Source organism: Bradyrhizobium sp. CFUWI, from assembly GCF_056429085.1.
The window spans coordinates 150,351-166,057 of record NZ_JBWJZE010000011.1 but is presented as its reverse complement, the minus strand read 5'-3'; the positions used below and the strand labels follow the sequence as shown (position 1 = coordinate 166,057).

The 15,707-nt window shown below is 65.9% G+C and carries 16 protein-coding genes; 7 read left to right on the top strand and 9 right to left on the bottom strand.

Annotated elements, in window-relative coordinates:
* Window positions 1-210 precede the first annotated feature (210 nt).
* The 7 genes from AC066S_RS24180 (at window position 211) to AC066S_RS24150 (ending at window position 5,855) form a co-directional block, all read left to right on the top strand.
* Window positions 211-1,161 carry a sulfonate ABC transporter substrate-binding protein gene (locus tag AC066S_RS24180; protein WP_126254935.1) on the top strand — a complete coding sequence of 317 codons (951 nt, stop codon included), beginning with the start codon at window positions 211-213 and terminating at the stop codon, window positions 1,159-1,161.
* A 38-nt stretch (window positions 1,162-1,199) separates the two neighbouring features.
* Complete coding sequence (locus tag AC066S_RS24175) at window positions 1,200-2,153, top strand: sulfonate ABC transporter substrate-binding protein (protein ID WP_478270782.1); 954 nt, start codon at window positions 1,200-1,202, stop codon at window positions 2,151-2,153.
* Between the two features lie 8 nt (window positions 2,154-2,161).
* Complete coding sequence (ssuD, locus tag AC066S_RS24170) at window positions 2,162-3,328, top strand: FMNH2-dependent alkanesulfonate monooxygenase (protein ID WP_478270781.1); 1,167 nt, start codon at window positions 2,162-2,164, stop codon at window positions 3,326-3,328.
* Entirely contained in the window at window positions 3,325-4,131 is an 807-nt protein-coding gene (gene ssuC / locus AC066S_RS24165; RefSeq protein ID WP_478270780.1) for an aliphatic sulfonate ABC transporter permease SsuC, read from the top strand. Before ssuD ends, ssuC begins: the two co-directional genes overlap by 4 nt.
* Window positions 4,132-4,151: 20 nt before the next feature.
* Window positions 4,152-4,988, top strand: a complete 837-nt coding sequence (locus tag AC066S_RS24160; RefSeq protein ID WP_478270779.1) for an ATP-binding cassette domain-containing protein — start codon at window positions 4,152-4,154, stop codon at window positions 4,986-4,988.
* A 32-nt stretch (window positions 4,989-5,020) separates the two neighbouring features.
* Window positions 5,021-5,602 carry a flavin reductase family protein gene (locus AC066S_RS24155; protein ID WP_135165467.1) on the top strand — a complete coding sequence of 194 codons (582 nt, stop codon included), beginning with the start codon at window positions 5,021-5,023 and terminating at the stop codon, window positions 5,600-5,602.
* A 94-nt stretch (window positions 5,603-5,696) separates the two neighbouring features.
* Complete coding sequence (locus AC066S_RS24150) at window positions 5,697-5,855, top strand: hypothetical protein (protein ID WP_164718287.1); 159 nt, start codon at window positions 5,697-5,699, stop codon at window positions 5,853-5,855.
* A gap of 106 nt (window positions 5,856-5,961) precedes the next feature.
* Here AC066S_RS24150 and AC066S_RS24145 read toward each other — a convergent pair whose 3' ends face one another.
* From AC066S_RS24145 to AC066S_RS24105, 9 genes are all read right to left on the bottom strand, one after another.
* Entirely contained in the window at window positions 5,962-7,110 is a 1,149-nt protein-coding gene (locus tag AC066S_RS24145; protein ID WP_478270778.1) for a M20 family metallopeptidase, read from the bottom strand.
* A 267-nt stretch (window positions 7,111-7,377) separates the two neighbouring features.
* Window positions 7,378-8,763 carry a sigma-54-dependent transcriptional regulator FlbD gene (flbD, locus tag AC066S_RS24140; RefSeq protein ID WP_478270777.1) on the bottom strand — a complete coding sequence of 462 codons (1,386 nt, stop codon included), beginning with the start codon at window positions 8,761-8,763 and terminating at the stop codon, window positions 7,378-7,380.
* A gap of 50 nt (window positions 8,764-8,813) precedes the next feature.
* Window positions 8,814-9,164 carry a flagellar motor switch protein FliN gene (gene fliN / locus AC066S_RS24135; protein WP_018318401.1) on the bottom strand — a complete coding sequence of 117 codons (351 nt, stop codon included), beginning with the start codon at window positions 9,162-9,164 and terminating at the stop codon, window positions 8,814-8,816.
* A 3-nt stretch (window positions 9,165-9,167) separates the two neighbouring features.
* Window positions 9,168-9,791, bottom strand: a complete 624-nt coding sequence (locus AC066S_RS24130) for a FliH/SctL family protein (RefSeq protein WP_063201378.1) — start codon at window positions 9,789-9,791, stop codon at window positions 9,168-9,170.
* Window positions 9,791-10,888, bottom strand: coding sequence for a flagellar motor switch protein FliG (gene fliG, locus AC066S_RS24125; protein WP_126254944.1), 1,098 nt, complete (start codon window positions 10,886-10,888; stop codon window positions 9,791-9,793). The genes AC066S_RS24130 and fliG overlap by 1 nt, the downstream gene beginning before the upstream one ends.
* A gap of 18 nt (window positions 10,889-10,906) precedes the next feature.
* On the bottom strand, window positions 10,907-12,517 hold the full coding sequence (gene fliF / locus AC066S_RS24120) for a flagellar basal-body MS-ring/collar protein FliF (RefSeq protein WP_478270776.1): 1,611 nt from the start codon (window positions 12,515-12,517) through the stop codon (window positions 10,907-10,909).
* 193 nt (window positions 12,518-12,710) lie between these two features.
* Window positions 12,711-12,986 carry a CtrA inhibitor SciP gene (sciP, locus tag AC066S_RS24115; protein ID WP_002714638.1) on the bottom strand — a complete coding sequence of 92 codons (276 nt, stop codon included), beginning with the start codon at window positions 12,984-12,986 and terminating at the stop codon, window positions 12,711-12,713.
* A 381-nt stretch (window positions 12,987-13,367) separates the two neighbouring features.
* Window positions 13,368-14,072 carry a flagellar hook assembly protein FlgD gene (locus AC066S_RS24110; RefSeq protein ID WP_478270775.1) on the bottom strand — a complete coding sequence of 235 codons (705 nt, stop codon included), beginning with the start codon at window positions 14,070-14,072 and terminating at the stop codon, window positions 13,368-13,370.
* Window positions 14,073-14,084: 12 nt separating this feature from the next.
* A complete protein-coding gene (locus AC066S_RS24105; RefSeq protein ID WP_478270829.1) occupies window positions 14,085-15,689 on the bottom strand; it encodes a flagellar hook-length control protein FliK in 1,605 nt (534 codons plus the stop codon).
* Window positions 15,690-15,707: the final 18 nt, after the last annotated feature.

The window sequence follows — 15,707 nt, the reverse complement described above, 5'->3', positions numbered from 1 at the left end:
GCGGAGGGCCGGATCCGTGCGGCGCTCACATTCGCGTGCGAAAATAATCGCTCTGCATCGTCGCGGCCGCTTGAAAGATTAATCATGCGTACTGCCGCACGCGCAGTGCGCGCATCGCTATTTTCCTGGACGTCTCGACACCTCCGACAACCCGCACCATCATCCTCCACACGTGAACGAACAACGGCCGCACGCGGTCTGGAGTGTGGAATGCAGCGTCGTGACTTTCTCAAACTATCGATCGGAACTGCAGCCGCTGCAGCGATTGCCTCGTCTGCAACGGCCCAAGGCGCGCTGAAGGAAATTCGTATCGGCTACCAGAAGACTGGCGTGCTGGTGATCGCGCGCCAAAGGGCCGCCCTGGAAAAACATTTCGCCCCGCAAGGCATCGACGTGAAATGGATCGAGTTCTCGTCGGGTCCGCCGATGATGGAAGCGATGAATGTCGGCAGCGTGGATTTCGGTGCGGTCGGAGATTCCCCGCCGGTGTTCGCGCAGGCAGCGGGAGCGGCGATCGTTTATGCCGCGGCCCAGCCCGTCACCAACGGGCAGGGCATCCTGGTGCCGAAGCATTCGCCGATCCGCGACATCGCCGACCTCAAGGGTAAGCGCGTCGGCTTCACCAAGGGATCCAGCGCCCACAACGTCGTGGTGCAGACGCTGGAGAAGGCCGGCCTCACCTATGCCGACATCACGCCGGTCTATCTGACGCCACCGGATGCCGGCCCGGCCTTTGCCAATGGCAGCATCGAGGCCTGGGCGATCTGGGATCCGTACTTCGCGATCGGCGAGACCAAGCAGAACGGACGCATCCTGATCAATGCGCGCGAGGTCACCAAGACCAATTCCTTCTACATCGCCAACCGCGACTTCGCGAAGAATCACGGAACGATCCTGCAGCAGATCGTCGAGGTGACGACCGCGGCGGGCACATGGGCCGAGCAGCATCGCGACGAGGTCGCCAGATCGCTCGCCGCGATCACCGGCGTGCCGCTGGACATCCAGACCGTGGCGGCCAATCGCGCCAACTTCGTGGTCGGTCCCGTCACCGACGACATCGTCGCGACCCAGCAGGGTGTCGCCGACCGCTTCTACAAGCTCGGTTTGATTCCGAAGCCGATCGTCATCCGCGACATCGTCTGGCGCAACCCGGCAGCCTGATCATGCCGACCACTCTTTCCACGCATAAGGGTTTGAACATGAGGCGTATCATCCAGCGCCTGATCGCAGCCGTCATGCTGTCGATCGGCATCGTCGCCGCCGCGGTCGGCACCTCCTATGGCGAGGACAAGGTCGTCCGCATCGGTTACCAGAAATACGGCAAGCTGGTGTTGCTCAAGAGCAAGGGCACGCTCGAGCCGAAGCTGGCTGCCGCCGGCTTCAAGGTGGTGTGGACGGAATTCCCCTCCGGTCCGCCGCTGCTCGAAGCGCTCAATGTCGGCGCGATCGATTTCGGCAACACCGGCGAAGCCCCACCGATCTTCGCGCAGGCCGCCGGCGCGCCGATCCAATATGTCGCCTATGAGCCGCCGGCCCCGAAGGGCGAGGCGATCCTGGTGCCGAAGCACAGCCCGCTGAAATCCGTCGCCGACCTCAAGGGCAAGAAGATCGCGCTCAACAAGGGCTCCAACGTCCATTATCTCCTGGTCAAGGCGCTGGAACAGGCCGGCGTGAAGTATTCGGAGATCGAGCCGGTGTTCCTGGCGCCGGCCGATGCCCGCGCCGCCTTCGAGCGCGGCGCCGTCGACGCCTGGGTGATCTGGGATCCGTTCCAGGCCGCCGCGGAAGCGGCCACCGGCGCGCGCACGCTCACTGATGGCACTGGCATCGTTGCCAACTACCAGTTCTACTTCTCCTCGAGGAAATTCCTCAATGCCAATCCCGGCGTCGTCGAAGCCGTGCTCGCTGAACTGAGCGCGATCGACGACTGGGCCCGGGGCGATATCCACGCGGTCGCCGAGCAGCTGGCGCCGTCGATCGGCCTGTCCGTCCCGGTGGTCGAGGTGGCGTTGAAGCGGCAGTCCTACGGCATCAGGCCGATCACCGATGCCGTCATTGCCGACCAGCAGCAGGTGGCCGATGCGTTCTTCGCGCTGGGCCTGATCCCCAAATCCATCAAGATTTCCGACGTCGCTCGGAAGCCCGGTACGTGAGCACAATCATGAGCAAGCAATCCAACGCCAACATCCTCTGGTTCCTGCCGACCCACGGCGACGGCCGCTATCTCGGCACTGGCATCGGCGGCCGCGAGGTCAACTTCAACTATCTGCGCCAGATCGCGCAGGCCGCCGATCAGCTCGGCTATTTCGGCGTGCTGCTGCCGACCGGGCGGTCGTGCGAAGATTCCTGGATCGTCGCCTCGTCAGTCGCGCCGTTCACCGAGCGGCTGCGCTACCTCGTGGCCGTGAGGCCCGGCCTGCAATCGCCGAGCGTGGCCGCGCGCATGACGGCGACGCTCGATCGCATCAGCAATGGCCGGCTGCTCGTCAACGTCGTCACCGGCGGCGATCCCGTCGAGAACAAGGGGGACGGCGTCTTCCTCGGTCATGACGAGCGCTACGAGGTCACCCGCGAGTTCCTCAACGTCTACAGTGACCTGCTCGCCGGCAAGACCGTCAACGTCGAGGGCAGGCACATCCGTGTCGAAGGCGGCAAGCTCTTGTTTCCGCCGGTGCAGTCGCCGCGGCCGCCGCTGTATTTCGGCGGCTCCTCGGACGCCGGCATCGACGTCGCCGTCGACACCGTCGACAAATATCTCACCTGGGGCGAGCCGCCAGCGCTCGTCGCCGAGAAGATCGCGAAGGTGAGGGAGGTGGCCGCGGCGCGCGGCCGGAAGCTCTCCTTCGGCATCCGCCTTCATGTCATTGTCCGCGAGACCAATGAGGAGGCCTGGCGCGCCGCCAACGAACTGATCAGGCATGTCAGCGACGACACCATTGCGCTGGCGCAGAAGAACTTTGCCCGCATGGATTCCGTCGGCCAGCAGCGCATGGCGCAGCTCCATGGCGGCAAGCGCGACAAGCTCGAGATCGCCCCGAACCTGTGGGCCGGCGTCGGCTTAGTGCGCGGCGGTGCCGGCACCGCACTGGTCGGCGACGCCCAGACGGTGGCGGCCCGCATCAGGGAGTATCAGGATCTCGGCATCGATACCTTCATCATGTCGGGCTACCCGCATCTGGAGGAGGCCTATCGCTTCGCCGAGCTGGTGTTCCCGCTGCTCTCGCTGGAGAAGCCGAACAACGTGACCCGGCTGCATTTCAACGGCGGTCCGTTCGGCGAGACGGTCGGCAGCGATTTCCGTCCGCAGCACCGAGTGTCCCAGTCATGAGCCTGATCGACAGCATCTCGCTCCCGCGCGGCGTTCGCCTGCCGCGCGTCGACGGCCTGGTCCAGTGGATCGTGCCGCTTGCCATCATCGCGATCTGGCAGCTCGCGAGCATCACCGGCTTCGTGCCGACGCGGGTGCTGCCGGCGCCGAGCGACGTCGTGCACGCCGGCTGGAATCTGCTGCTCTCCGGCGAACTCGTCCGCAACATCTGGGTGTCGTTCTGGCGCGCCTCGACCGGATTCCTGATCGGCGGCAGCATCGGATTCGCGTTTGGCCTCGCCAACGGCCTGTCGCAGCTCTCGGCCAAGCTGACCGACACGACGCTGCAGATGGTGCGCAACGTGCCGCATTTGGCGCTGATCCCGCTGGTCATCCTGTGGTTCGGCATCGATGAAAGCGCAAAACTGTTCCTGGTGGCGCTCGGCGTGTTCTTCCCGATCTACCTCAACACGCTGCACGGCATCCGCACCGTCGATCCGCAGCTGATCGAGATGGGCCGGATCTACGGCATGACCGACGGCGAGCTGTTCCGCCGCGTGATTTTCCCGGGCGCGTTGCCCTCGATCTTCGTCGGTATCCGCTTCGCGCTCGGCATCATGTGGCTGACGCTGATCGTCGCCGAGACCATCGCCGCGTCCTCAGGGCTAGGCTACATGGCGATGCAGGCGCGCGAGTTCATGCTGATCGACGTCGTCGTGCTCTCGATCCTGATCTACGCCCTGCTCGGCAAGCTCGCCGACAGCGCCTCCCGCGTGCTGGAGCGGTCGACGCTCTCCTGGCACCCCGCCTTCCAGAAACGTTGAGCAGAAATACTGGGAATCACATGCAGACAGCGCTTCGTACCTCCCTTCCCGAAACCGAGCTCGCCAGCTCCGCCAACTTCGCGCCTCATGCCCGCGTGGTGCGCGAGGAGCGGCCGGTAAAGACCGGCGGTCTGCCGCTCAGCATCCGCGGATTGCGCAAGTCGTTCGGCAGCAACGAGGTGCTGCGCGGCATCGACCTGCACATCCCGGCCGGCCAGTTCGTCGCCATCGTCGGCAAGAGCGGTTGCGGCAAGAGCACGCTGCTGCGCCTGATCGCCGGCCTCGACAAGATCGATGCCGGCAGCATCGGCTTCGGTCAGGACATCCAGCCCGAGGACATCCGTGTGATGTTCCAGGAGCCACGGCTCTTGCCTTGGGCCCGCGTGCTCGCCAATGTCGAGGTCGGCCTTGGCCGCGATCGCGCCTCGCAGGACGCACATGTCCGCGCAGAGAAAGCGTTGACGGAGGTTGGCCTCGCCGACAAGCGCGAGCATTGGCCTTCGGTACTGTCGGGCGGCCAGAAGCAGCGCGTCGCGCTGGCTCGCGCGCTGGTCTCCCGTCCGCGCGTGCTTGCCTTCGACGAGCCGCTCGGCGCACTGGATGCGCTGACCCGCATCTCGATGCAGCGCCTCTTGGAGCGCGTCTGGCGCGATCAGGGCTTTACCGCGATCCTGGTCACCCATGACGTCTCCGAAGCGGTCGCGCTGGCGGATCGCGTGCTCGTGATCGAGGAGGGCCGCATCGCCCATGACGTCGTGGTTAACGCAGCCAGGCCGCGCCGGCGCGGCTCGGTCGAACTCGCAGACCTCGAAGGCTCGATCCTGCACCACCTGTTGTCGGCGGATGATCGTACCTAAATAAAGGGAACCCCGCTTCGGGGAGCAATGCCATGAATGTAGTGCCTCGCGATCTCATGACTGAAATCCCCGTCTCGTCCGCCGATTTCCGCGGCGCCATGCGCCATCTCACCGGCGGCGTCAGCGTCATCACCGCCGGCAGGGGCAAGGACATCACCGGCATGACGGTGACCTCGGTGACCTCGTTATCGGTCGAGCCGCCGACGCTGCTGGTCAGCATCAACCGCGACGCCTCGTCCTTCCCCTTGATCCGGCGCCACGGCGCCTTCGGCGTGAACATCCTCAACGCCGACCAGCTCGACGTGGCCGAGCGTTTTTCCGGCAAGGGCGGGCTGAAGGGCGCCGATCGTTTCAAGGGCGCCACATGGGTGACGGCGGTCTCGGGCGTGCCGCTCCTGGCCGGCGCGCTGTCGGCCTTCGATTGCGAGGTCGAGGAGATCGTGGAGCGCCACTCGCACGGCATCGTCATCGGCCGTGTCAGGGACATCAAGAGCTCGATGCGTACCGCGGCGCTGGCCTATTGGCACGGCCGCTACGTGGCGGTCGACCAGGACGAAGACGCCGCAAGGCTCGCCGATGTCAGCCTTCCCGCGCACGGCCGGCGCGGCGTTTGATCGCCGCGGGCGGGCGCGCGGGCTGGCCTTTTCCGCCTCATCGCTCTAGAAGCGCTCAGAGCGTCCCGTTTCGGGCCGGCCATGGAGCGGATCGATGAAGCGCATCGCAACCTTCGCCTTCTACGCCGTCGGTGCGCTCGCGATCGCCTATCTCGCGCTCTACGCCTACGCGATGTTCTCGGGCCAGCCCGTGATCATCCCCGGCGATCCCATTCACATCTTCCGCAAGCCGGATGCACCGAGTTATTCGTGATATTTCGTAGGGTGGGCAAAGCGAAGCGTGCCCACGACTTCTGTCCAACGAGGGCAATGGTGGGCACGGCGCAAGTGCGCCTTTGCCCACCCTACGGCACCGTCATTCATCCCCGCAAAATCGCCAGCGCCAGCGCCTGCGCGCGTGGCACGATGCTGTCGACCTCGAGATATTCCTCCGGCGTATGCGCGAGCCCGCCGACCGGGCCGAGGCCGCAGATGGTCGGCGTGCCGACCGCGGCGGTGAAGCCGGAATCGGCGCAGCCGCCGGAGAATTCACCCTGCAGCGTGGTGAGGCCGACCTGCCGTGCGGCCGCCTGATAGTTCTCGAACAGCGTCTTGGACTCCGCGCTCTGCACCACCGGCACGAACTCGCCCTTGATCGTCAGCGTTGCGCTCGTGCCCGGCACGTAGGAGGTCGCGACGATCTTCTCGATCGCGGCCATGATCCGTGCACGATCGGCCGGATCGACATAGCGCAGGTCGATCTGCCCCTCGGCGTAGGGCGCCGTGGTGTTGACGGATTGCCCGCCCGAGACCAGGCCGACATTCAGCGTGATGCCCTTGTCGAGATCGGTCAGCGCGTGGATCTGCACGATCTTGTGCGCGAGCTCGCCGATCGCGCTGATGCCCGCGGCGAAGTTGGCGCCGGAATGCGCGGCCTTGCCGGTGATGCCCAGATGCATGAAGATGCCGCCCTTGCGCCCCGTGACGACGTTGCCGGTGGGGCGGCCCGGCTCGGAATTGAACACGGCGCGGGCGGAGCGGCCTTCGCGCTCGATCGCGGGCCGGGACGAGGGCGAGCCGATCTCCTCGTCCGAGGTGATCAGCAGCTTGATCGGATGCGGGTTGCCGCCGAATTTGTGGAAGGCGGTTGCGACGAACACGTTCATGACGAGACCGGACTTCATGTCGGCGACACCAGGCCCGTAGGCGCGGCCATCCGTGATGGTGAAGGGACGGCGCCCGGCCTCGCCCTTGCCGAACACGGTGTCGCGATGCCCCATCAACAGCACCGGCTTTTCGTTGCTGCCGGGCTTGGCCACCTCGGCGTGGATCGCGTCGCCGAAGGTGGCGTTGGCCTCGCGGCGGCTCGGAATGCCGTGCTCGGCAAAATGCCGCTCGAACCGCGCACCGACCGCATCGACGCCCTCCTTGTCATAGGAGCCGGAATCGATGTTCACGACATCGCGGAGCAGATCGATCATCGCCTGCTTCTGCGATGCCAGCCAGTCCGTGATTTGAGCTTCAGACATGTTTACCCTCGCGTGGTTGTCGCGAGCGGTTATAGGACTTTGCGCGCGGACGTCCTAGTCGTGCGGCGCGATCCCGGTATGCGGCGAGTGCTTTCGACCCCGTCATTGCGAGCGAAGCGAAGCAATCCAAGCTTTGATCGCGGAGGCAGGCTGGATTGCTTCGTCGCTACGCTCCTCGCAATGACGGAGGCGAATGTGCACTCTTCCAAACAAAATGCCCGGGACCAGGCCCGGGCATCCGCATCCTCGATATTCGCAGATAGCCGCTTACGCCCCCATCACCGGCATCCGCGGATATTCGCCGGGGGTGCCCGCCGGCGGGATCGGGATGCCGCCGTCGGAATATTCGTTGAGCTTGTTGCGTAGCGTGCGGATCGAGATGCCGAGGATATTGGCGGCATGGGTCCGGTTGCCGAGGCAGTGCTTCAGCGTCTCCAGGATCAGGTCGCGCTCGACATCCGCCACGGTGCGCCCCACCAGCGCGCGCGTCACCTGTTCGGCGGCCATCGTGGCGTGGGCGACGGCGGGGGGCGTCTTGGCGAGGTCGAGGCGGTCGCCGTCCGGCGTGATGATGGCGTCTGCACCGATCTCGTCGCCCTGCGCCATCAGCACCGCGCGGTGCATGGTGTTTTCGAGCTCGCGGACGTTGCCCTGCCAGCGGTTGGCCGAGAGCACGCGGCGCGCTTCCGCCGAGATCGGGCGCAGAGGCACGCCGTTGGCCTCGGCGTATTTCTTCACGAAATGCTGGGCGAGCTCCAGGATGTCGGCGGGGCGCTCGCGCAGCGGCGGGATCTTCAGGTTCACGACGTTGAGGCGGAACAACAGGTCTTCGCGGAACGTGCCCTCGCGCACCGCTTCCGCGAGGTTGCGGTTCGAGGTCGCGATGATGCGGATGTCGACGGGGACAGGCTTGGTGCCGCCGACGCGGTCGATCACGCGTTCCTGGATGGCGCGCAGCAGCTTGGATTGCAGGCGGACGTCCATCTCCGAGATTTCGTCGAGCAGCAGCGTTCCGCCGGTTGCCTCCTCGAACTTGCCGATGCGGCGGGCAATCGCGCCGGTGAAGGCGCCCTTCTCGTGGCCGAACAGCTCGGATTCCAGGAGATGCTCGGGGATAGCGGCGCAGTTGATCGAGATGAAGGGACGCTTGGCGCGCGTCGAGCGGGTGTGGACGTAGCGGGCCAGCACCTCCTTGCCGGTGCCGGACTCGCCGGTGATCATCACCGAGGCGTCGGAGCCCGCGATCTGCTGCGCCAGCTTGATCACCTTCGCCATCGCCTCGTCGCGATAGACCAGCTCGCGGGAATCGTTGGCGACGGCGGCCAGCACCGCGGCGATCAGCTCGGGGTCGGGCGGCAGCGGGATGTATTCCTTGGCGCCGGCATGGATCGCGGCGACCGCGGCGCGGGCGTCGTTGGTGATGCCGCAGGCGACGATCGGGGCGTGGATGTGCTCGGCCTCGAGCCGCAGCACGAGGTCGCGGATGTCGAGGGCGACGTCGACCAGCAGGAGGTCGGCGCCCTTGCCGCCGCGCAGCACCCGCATCGCCTGCTCGTGATCCTCGGCGTGGGTCACAGTGGCGCCGTTCTCCATCGCGATCTTGATGGCGGTGGTGAGCTGGCCCTTCAATGTGCCTACGATGAGAAGCCGCATGTCAGTCTCCTGTCCGTCTGGTCGCGCTGCCGCGCGTCATTCCCTGCGAATTAGCTGCGTTCGGTCTTGATGATTTCGGTCATGGTCACGCCGAGCTTGTCCTCGACCAGGACGACTTCCCCGCGGGCGACCAGCTTGTTGTTGACGTAGATGTCGATGGCTTCGCCGACGCGGCGGTCGAGCTCGAGCACGGTGCCGGGCCCGAGCTTCAGGAGCTCGCTGACGTCCATCTTGGAGCGGCCGAGCACGGCCGAGACCTGTACCGGCACGTCGAACACGGCCTCGAGGTCGGCGGCGGCGCGCGCCGCATATTCGTCCTCGTTGTAGCCGACGTCCGTGCCGGTGGGCGGCATCGGGCCGTTGAGATCGGGCAGCGGGACCTGTCCGTCGGTGTCGCTCATGGGTTAACTCCCCCTGCGGGACGCGACATAGCGTCCGACCATTTCGTCGATCTTGGCCGCGATGGCGCCGCGCTCCAGCACGACGCCGCCATCGGCCCATTCGATCCGGCAGTCGCCGGTGGCAATCTCCGGCTCGGCCAAGATCACCAGCCGGCCCTCGAAGCCGCTCTGCTTGGCGAGCCGCTCGATCTTTTCGCGGGCGGCGTCGTAGAGCGCATCGTTGATGCGGACGACGAGATGCGGCGTCGCGACCAGATGCGAGAAGCAGTCCTTGACCAGCGCCACGATCTCGCCGAGCGGCTCCGCGGCGACGAGGTCGGCGCAGAGCTTGCGCGCTACTGCCACCGCGACGTCGACCGCCTCGGTCTCCATCTTCGATTCGATGTTGCCGATGCCGGCCGCGATGCCGCGGATGCCGATGTTGATCTCCTCCATGGCGAGCGCGACGCGGCGGTCGCTCTCGGCCTTGGCTTCGCGCTGACCGGCGGCAAAGCCTTCCTGATAGGCGCGCGCTTCGGCTTCCGCGACCTTCTGGGCGATCTCGGCCGCGGTCGCGGCCTTCTCGCGCGTCGCCCGCTCGGGCGCCGCGAAGTCGGTATCGAACAGGAATTTCGCCGGAGCGGCCATCAATACACCAGCTCGTCGTCGGCGCGGTTCTTGGTCAACATGATCTCGCCCTTGGCGGCGAGGTCCTTGGCGAGGTTGACCAGAAGCGCCTGGGCCTCGTCGACGTCGCGCAGGCGGACCGGGCCCATCGCCGCCATGTCGTCCTGGAGCATCTTGGCCGCGCGCGAGGACATGTTGCCGAAGAAGAAGTTGCGGACGTCCTCGTTGGCGCTCTTGAGCGCGACGCCGAGTTTGTCCTTGTCGACGTTGCGCATCAAGGTCTGGGCCGATCCGGAATCGAGCTTGACGAGGTCGTCGAAGGTGAACATCAGCGCCTTGATGCGCTCGGCCGATTCCCGGTTGTCCTCCTCCAGCGAGGTGATGAAGCGGGTTTCGGTCTGGCGGTCGAAATTGTTGAAGATTTCGGCCATCACCTCGTGGGCGTCGCGGCGGCGGGTCTGGGACAGGTTAGACATGAATTCGGTGCGCAGCGTCTTCTCCACGCTCTCGATCACCTCCTTCTGAACCGCCTCCATCTTCAGCATGCGGTTGACGACGTCGAGCGCGAGGTCCTCGGGAAAGATGCCGAGCACACGCGCGGCATGCTCCGGCTTCAGCTTCGACAGCACCACCGCGATGGTCTGCGGATATTCGTTCTTGAGGTAGTTGGCGAGGACTTCTTCCTGCACGTTGGAGAGCTTCTCCCACATGTTGCGCCCGGCGGGGCCGCGGATCTCGTCCATGATGCCGTTGACGCGCTCCGGCGGCAGATATTGCTGCAGCAGGCGCTCGGTGGCGTCGAAATTGCCCATCAGCGCGCCCGAGGCCGACATGCGCGAGACGAATTCGAGCAGCATGTCCTCGACGGTGTCGACCTCGACGGTGCCGAGCGTCGACATCTCAAGCGAGAGCTGGCGCACCTCGTCGTCGTCGAGCAGGCTCCAGATCTTGCCGCCATATTGCTCGCCGAGCGCAAGCATCAGGATCGCGGCGCGCTTCGGCCCGGACAATTGTTCGGCCGGCTTGCCGTCCTTTGCCCGGGTGTTGGCGCGCTGACCGAGCGTGGAGATCACGCTGGTGATGTCGTTGCTGTTGGCGTTTTGCAATGCGGCGGCCATGTCAGATCACTTCTCGTACTATTTTGCGGATTCGCTCAGCCATTGGCGGACGATGGCGACGGTTTCGTTGGGGTTGCGCTCGGCGAGCTCGCCGACGCGATGAACGGACTGGGCGTGGACCTGGCCCTGGATGGTGGCGACGTCGATCGCGCTGGCGGCGCCGCTCGGCAGGAGCGGCTGGGCGGACGGCGCGGATTCCTCGGAAGCCGCCGGACCGCTGAGGACGCCGGAGATGGCGGCGGCAACGTCGTCGGAGGCGAGGATCCGCTTGACCAGCGGGCGGATCACCAGGAACAGCACGACCAGGCCGAGCAGCATCATCACGCCGAGCTCGACGAAGTACATGACGTCGTCCTTGGTGAACTGCAACATGCCGAGAAGGCCGCCAGGCTCGCCAATCGGAGCGGTGGAGGGCGCATCGGCAAAGCGCAGATTGACGACCTCGACCTGGTCGCCGCGCTTCTGGTCGAAGCCGATGGCCGAGCGCACCAGCGCGGCGATGCGGTCGAGCTGCTCCTTGGTGCGGTCCTGATAGGCCAGCTCGCCCTTGTCGTTCTTGGAATAGATGCCGTCGACCAGCACCGCGACCGAGATGCGGTTGACCCGGCCGGCCTCCGTCACCTCGGTCTTGGTGGTGCGGGAGATCTCGTAATTGTTGGTCTCTTCGGTCTTCTTGCTCTGGTCCTTGGCCGTGGCGCCGTTGTTCTGCTGGTTGCCGGGCAGCTCGTTGTTGACGGTGACCTGGCCGTTGTTGTCGGCGGTCATGCTCTGTTCTTCGCGGGTCTGGCTGGAGCGCAGCACCCGGCCTTCGGGATCGTACTTGTCCGAGGTCTGCGTGACCTTGTTGAAGTCGAAATCGGCGGAGAGCTGCACGCGGGCGCGGCCCGAGCCGACCACGGAGGAGACGATGTCCTCGACCTGCTTGCGCATCCGCTTCTCGAAGGAGATGCGGCGCTCGTCGCCGACCGCCTGCTCCGGATCGGCCGCCGCGCCGTCGGCGAGCAGCTGGCCGGCCTCGTCGACGATCGAGACCCGCTGCGGCTTCAGGCCGTTGACGGCGGAGGCGACGAGGTGGCGGATGGCGCGGATCTGCTGGGCTTCCAGCGAGCCGCGGACGCGCACCACGATCGAGGCCGACGGCTCCGGCGCCTCGCGCGCAAACAGCGGGCGCTCCGGCAGCACCAGGTGGACGCGGGCGGCCTGGATGCGGTCGATGGCGCGGATGGTGCGGGCGAGCTCGCCTTCCAGCGCGCGAAGGTGATTGATGTTCTGGACGAAAGAGGTGGTGCCGAGCGCGTCGGACTTGTCGAACACCTCGTAGCCGACGCCGCCGCCCTTGGGCAGGCCGCCCTCGGCGAGCTTCATCCGCAGGCGCGTGACCTTGTCCTTGGGCACCATGATGATGGAACCCTCATTGCGGATCTCGAACTGGATGCCCTGGCGTTCCAGGTCCTTGATGATGCCGGAGGAATCCTCGACGCTGAGGTCGGTGAACAGCGTCGTCATCTGCGGCGTGGTGACGCGCATGATGACGAACGCGAAAAAGCCGATGAGCGCGGCGGTGACCGCGATCATCGCCCCGAACCGGGCGGCGCCGATACTCTTCAGAAAGTCCGCAAGACCTTGCAAGCAACCGCCCCAACAGATTCGGCCGCTTTCACTGGAAAGGCCGACTGGGCAATTATTGCCTAGGGGATGGTTTCGATATGGTTAACGAAGGTTAAGAGGTCGGACAAAAGTCGCGCCAAAGTGCGATATGAAAAAAATCGGCCCCGCAGGGCGAGGCCGATTTTCGTCAAAAGCCGCAGATTTCCGGGATCGCCTACTGGCGATATTGCTGGATGCGGGTGGTGCGAAGACCCGCCAGACCATGCTGGTCGATGGAAAACTGCCAGGAGAGGAATTCGTCGACCGTCAGGGTATAACGGCTGCAGGCCTCCTCGAGCGAGAGAAGTCCACCACGGACAGCGGCGACGACTTCGGCCTTTCGGCGGATGACCCAGCGTTTGGTGCCGGGTGCAGGCAGATCCGCGATCGTCAACGGACTGCCGTCCGGCCCGATGACGTATTTTACCCTCGGGCGATGGGGTTCTGTCATGGCGTACTCACAAACTCTCAACCACTGAACTCACATCCGTAACCCTACGCCCGGCGGCTTAAAAATCCGCTAAGCCTAAGGCTTCAATACAATTCTCGTTGAAAATGCTGAGACGAGGCCGTGTCGGCCGGCGGGACGGTGGCATCCGGGCCGGTCGAGGGGGTCTTCGTAAATACTTTACTAACGAATGAGGCCTGCACGCGACGCTGCAAAGCTCTCAACTGTCGTCCCGGGGCGCGCGGAGCGCGAGCCCGGGATCCATAACCCAGGGAATCGTTTGACGGCGACTCGGGGTTACGACCTCACGCGAAAACGACGTCCGGGGTTATGGATCCCCGCGTTCGCGGGGATGACACCGAATGTTTGGCGGGCAGCCGTTCCTCAATTGCTTGTCGCGATGATGCTCTTGACCTGGCTGAGCGTGTAGCTGGCGCCGTCGATGGTGAGCAGCGGCGGCGACTGGGTCAGGTCGACGGACGACACGGTGCCCTGCACCTGCGCGGAAATGCCGACATTGTTGTTCGCCACGTCCTTGCCCGTGGCCGAGATCGTGTACTTGCCGTCGGGCCATTGCGTGCCGTCATTGCCCTGGCCGTTCCAGGTGAAGGGGATGTCGGTGCCGGCGGCGGCGGTATATTTGCCGGTGAACACGGTCTGGCCGCTGGCATTGGCGACGGTGATGTCGACGGTGGAATCGGTCGGCACGTTGAGATGCCAGGTGGCCGACGAGTTCTTCATGGTCGCGGTCGTGCCGTCGACCAGGGCGGTCTTGCCGACGAAGCCCAGCGCCTGGGTCGCCTGCGTGGTCTGCTGCAGGGTGACGAGCTGGGCCAGCGCATCGTTGGTCTTGAGCTGCTGCTCGACGCCGGCGAACTGCACCAGCTGCTGGGTGAACTGGTTGGTGTCGAGCGGATCCAGCGGGTTCTGGTTCTGCAGCTGCGTGGTCAGCAGCGTCAGGAAGGTCTGGAAGTTGCCGGCGAGCGTCGATCCCGTGGTCGAGCTCAGCGTGTTCGACGAAGAGGATTTCGGCAGCTCGGTCGTCCCGGAGACGACGCTAGGGGCCGTGGCGCCATTCGTGGTGGTCATGTCGAATACTCCTTACACTCTGATGTCGACGCCGCTGCTCGGCCCATACATGCGGCCATAGCTGCGGCCGACGGGTGCGGCGGCGACGGTCTCGTCCTCGCTGATGATCAGCCGGCGGGCATTGCCGCCATTGTCGTTGTTCTGGCCGGAGTTCTGGCCCGACGAATTCTGGTCGCGCAGGCTGAAGGACAGCCCGTTGCTGCCGGTCTTGAGGCCGGCATCGTCGAGCGCGCGCTGCAATTGCGGCGCGTCCTGGCGCAGCATCTGCAGCGTTTCCGGCTTCTCCACGGTGAGATGCGAGGTCACGTTGCCGGCGCGGTCGACATTGATGCGCACGTCGATGCGGCCGAGCTCGGCCGGATCGAGGCTGATGTCGAACCGGGACCTGCCGGAGCGGATCGCGGCCGCTATCTCGACCGGCACGCCGTTGATCGGCACCGCCGTCGCGCTGGCCGCGGTCGCGGTCAGCGTCGCGGTCGTTGCGGACGCGGTCGAGGTCGCGTTGGTCAGCGGCGCCTGCACGGCGGAGGCGGCTTGCGCGCTCGCATCGGCGGTGTTGAAAGCTGCCTGCGCATTGGCATGGGCCTGGGCGGCCGGTGCGGCCGGGATCGCGTCGGGCGTCCGGTCCGCGGCGCCGGGCTTCGCCTCGGTCGCTGCGCCATCTGCGTGCGGCTTGGAGCCTTGCGCATGCGCGGCGGCGTTGGCGGCCGTCGGGCCTGATGCTTGCGTCGGGGCGGCATTCGCCTTGGCGGTGTCCTGGCCGATATTGGAGACGTCGGACTGTCCTTGCGCGGTGGCGGCGGCCTGGAACGAGGTCTTCGGCGTGCCCTGATGGACGGGGATCAGTCCGCCGTTCAGCTTGGCCTCGGTCGTGGCGTCGTCGCTTGCGCCGGTCGCAGCATCGGCCAGCGTCGCCGAGGTGTCGGCATCGACCTTGGCGCCGGCGATCTTGGCGCTCTTGTCGCCCGGCGTGGCGGTGTCGGTCTTGGTGCCCGCGATCTGCGCCGCGGTTGAAGCGCTGGCGGCAAGGCCGGCGGCGGCGATCGTCAGCGGCGAGGAGGTGGCGGCCTGGTTCGCCGCGGAGTTCGGATCGGTTGGGACCACCGGAGAGGCAACCACGACCGCGTTGGGATCCGGCATGGCCGCCTGCGCCGCGTCGGCCGGCGCGGCATCGACGGCGGCCGCGAGCCCATCGGCGGCCTCGGTCTTGTCGCCCTTGGTCTGCTCGGATGTATCGGCCGATTTGGCGTCGGATGTCTCGGACTTGTCCTTGACCTCGCCGGTGTCCTTGGCGGCATCGGTGGCGGCATCGCTCGCCTCGTCGGCCTTGATGGGCGCCGACGCGTCGGTCTCGTCGCTCGCCTTGCTTTGCGAGGCTTGATCCGTCGATGAGGCGTCGCGTGCGCCCTTGTCCGCGGAGGACGACTCGCTCCGGCGCGGCGCGCTGTCCTGGGCCTGCGCGGCCGCATTGGTGTTGATCGCCTGGGTGTTGCTGTCGACCAGCGACCCGAAGGAGTCGCTCGCGGACGCCTCTTTGGCGCTCTGCGACCGGGCAGGCTTTTGCTGCGCGCTCGAAACTTGCACGCTTGCCGCGACATCTGACGTACGACCGACCACAGGCGACCCCTTGGCAAC

Excerpts from the sequence above, each read along its gene's own strand:
- sciP (WP_002714638.1), bottom strand. The coding sequence starts at position 12,986 with ATGACAGAACCCCATCGCCCGAGGGTAAAATACGTCATCGGGCCGGAC.
- ssuD (WP_478270781.1), top strand. The coding sequence starts at position 2,162 with ATGAGCAAGCAATCCAACGCCAACATCCTCTGGTTCCTGCCGACCCAC.
- AC066S_RS24110 (WP_478270775.1), bottom strand. The coding sequence starts at position 14,072 with ATGACCACCACGAATGGCGCCACGGCCCCTAGCGTCGTCTCCGGGACG.
- ssuC (WP_478270780.1), top strand. The coding sequence starts at position 3,325 with ATGAGCCTGATCGACAGCATCTCGCTCCCGCGCGGCGTTCGCCTGCCG.
- AC066S_RS24175 (WP_478270782.1), top strand. The coding sequence starts at position 1,200 with ATGAGGCGTATCATCCAGCGCCTGATCGCAGCCGTCATGCTGTCGATC.
- fliN (WP_018318401.1), bottom strand. The coding sequence starts at position 9,164 with ATGAGCGACACCGACGGACAGGTCCCGCTGCCCGATCTCAACGGCCCG.
- AC066S_RS24145 (WP_478270778.1), bottom strand. The coding sequence starts at position 7,110 with ATGTCTGAAGCTCAAATCACGGACTGGCTGGCATCGCAGAAGCAGGCG.
- AC066S_RS24130 (WP_063201378.1), bottom strand. The coding sequence starts at position 9,791 with ATGGCCGCTCCGGCGAAATTCCTGTTCGATACCGACTTCGCGGCGCCC.
- AC066S_RS24180 (WP_126254935.1), top strand. The coding sequence starts at position 211 with ATGCAGCGTCGTGACTTTCTCAAACTATCGATCGGAACTGCAGCCGCT.
- fliG (WP_126254944.1), bottom strand. The coding sequence starts at position 10,888 with ATGGCCGCCGCATTGCAAAACGCCAACAGCAACGACATCACCAGCGTG.
- AC066S_RS24155 (WP_135165467.1), top strand. The coding sequence starts at position 5,021 with ATGAATGTAGTGCCTCGCGATCTCATGACTGAAATCCCCGTCTCGTCC.
- flbD (WP_478270777.1), bottom strand. The coding sequence starts at position 8,763 with ATGCGGCTTCTCATCGTAGGCACATTGAAGGGCCAGCTCACCACCGCC.
- AC066S_RS24160 (WP_478270779.1), top strand. The coding sequence starts at position 4,152 with ATGCAGACAGCGCTTCGTACCTCCCTTCCCGAAACCGAGCTCGCCAGC.
- AC066S_RS24150 (WP_164718287.1), top strand. The coding sequence starts at position 5,697 with ATGAAGCGCATCGCAACCTTCGCCTTCTACGCCGTCGGTGCGCTCGCG.